This is a genomic window from Sulfuricurvum sp. RIFOXYD12_FULL_44_77, assembly GCF_001830725.1.
Lineage (GTDB): Bacteria > Campylobacterota > Campylobacteria > Campylobacterales > Sulfurimonadaceae > Sulfuricurvum > Sulfuricurvum kujiense_A.
The window spans coordinates 9,708-11,378 of sequence record NZ_MIBU01000051.1 but is presented as its reverse complement, the minus strand read 5'-3'; the positions used below and the strand labels follow the sequence as shown (position 1 = coordinate 11,378).

At 44.6% G+C, this 1,671-nt stretch carries 1 protein-coding gene and 1 pseudogene; both read left to right on the top strand.

Going from position 1 to position 1,671, the window contains the following annotated elements; all coding sequences use genetic code 11:
• The first annotated feature begins 4 nt into the window (after positions 1 to 4).
• A complete protein-coding gene (locus A2517_RS02450) occupies positions 5 to 1,189 on the top strand; it encodes a saccharopine dehydrogenase family protein (RefSeq protein ID WP_294893790.1) in 1,185 nt (394 codons plus the stop codon).
• Positions 1,190 to 1,232: 43 nt separating this feature from the next.
• A pseudogene (locus A2517_RS02445) lies at positions 1,233 to 1,671 on the top strand (flagellar motor switch protein FliG); the annotation flags it as partial.

Genomic DNA, 1,671 nt, shown 5'->3' with positions numbered 1-1,671 from the left:
TGCTATGGCAACTGTACTTATTATCGGCGCCGGCGGAGTAGGGCGCGTTGTGGCACATAAATGTGTCATGAACAACCAACTATTTGATCGTATCATTTTAGCAAGCCGTAGTATCTGGCGCTGTGAAGAGATCCAAAGTGAGCTTCCAGCAGGTGCACTCGAAATTACAACGGTGGATGCGGATCATACCGATGAAGTGATCGCTTTGATCCAAAAATATTCTCCTGATGTTTTGATCAATGTTGCGCTTCCCTACCAAGACCTTACGATCATGGATGCGTGTATCGCAACCAAAACCTCTTATCTCGATACGGCTAACTACGAGCATCCGGATGAAGCGAAGTTTGAATACAAACTCCAATGGGAGAGAGACGCTGCATTTAAAGAAGCGGGGATTATGGGATTACTCGGAAGCGGATTCGATCCGGGTGCAACCAATGTTTTCTGTGCCTATGCTCAAAAACACTATTTTGATGAGATCCATACGATCGATATTCTCGACTGTAATGCAGGGGATCACGGTTATCCGTTTGCAACCAACTTCAACCCTGAGATTAACCTCCGTGAAGTGAGCGCAAAAGGGCGATATTGGGAAAATGGTGAGTGGATTGAAACCGCACCGATGGAGATTATGCAGGTGTGGGATTATCCTGAAGTAGGGCCAAAAGACAGCTACCTTCTTTACCACGAAGAGATGGAATCGTTGGTAAAACATATCAAAGGGCTCAAACGTATCCGCTTTTTCATGACATTCGGTCAAAGTTACCTTACCCACATGAAATGTCTCGAAAACGTCGGTATGCTCGGAATCGAACCGGTTGAGCATCAGGGGATGAAAATCGTCCCTATGGAATTTTTGAAAACCTTGCTCCCTGATCCTGCATCACTCGGTCCTCGAACCAAAGGGAAAACGAATATCGGTATTGTTGCCGAAGGGCTCAAAGACGGCAAAAAACGAAAAATCTACATCTATCAAGTCAAAGATCATGAAGCGTGCTACGCCGAAGTAAAATCCCAAGGGGTATCGTATACGACGGGTGTCCCTGCCGTTATCGGTGCGAAATTGATGGTACAGGGTATCTGGAGCGGACAAGGTGTCTTTAATATGGAGCAACTTGATCCTGATCCATTTATGGATGAAATGAATACTCAAGGGCTTCCTTGGAATGTCATAGAGATGGAGTGCTAATCAAAGCGCTTCTTTTCAGCAACCTTTCTCGTAAAGGGCAATCGTGAATCTTAACCCCAATCAGCAAATGGCTTTTGACGAAATGGGTATGGCAGAAAAAGTTGCTATCTTGATGATGCAGCTGGGTGAAGACACCACGGCTACTATCTTTTCTCGAATGAATGTCGAAGCAATTACCGAAGTTTCAAAATTCATAGCCTCTAACCGCTCTGTAGAAAAAAATATCGGAGCAGCTGTTTTAGAAGAGTTTTACGCCATTATCCAATCCAACCAATACCTCAATACGGGCGGTCTCGATTATGCCCGTGAAATTCTCTATAAAGCACTAGGGCCCGAAGAGGCGAAAAAGGTATTAGACCGGTTAAGCAAGAGTATGCAAGGTACTCAAAACTTTGCCTTTCTATCTAAAATCAAACCGCAGCAGCTTGCCGACTTTATTATTAACGAGCATCCTCAAACCGTTGCGTTGATTTTAGCGCATA

Coding starts and splice junctions, on each gene's coding strand:
- A2517_RS02450 (WP_294893790.1), top strand. CDS start 5: ATGGCAACTGTACTTATTATCGGCGCCGGCGGAGTAGGGCGCGTTGTG.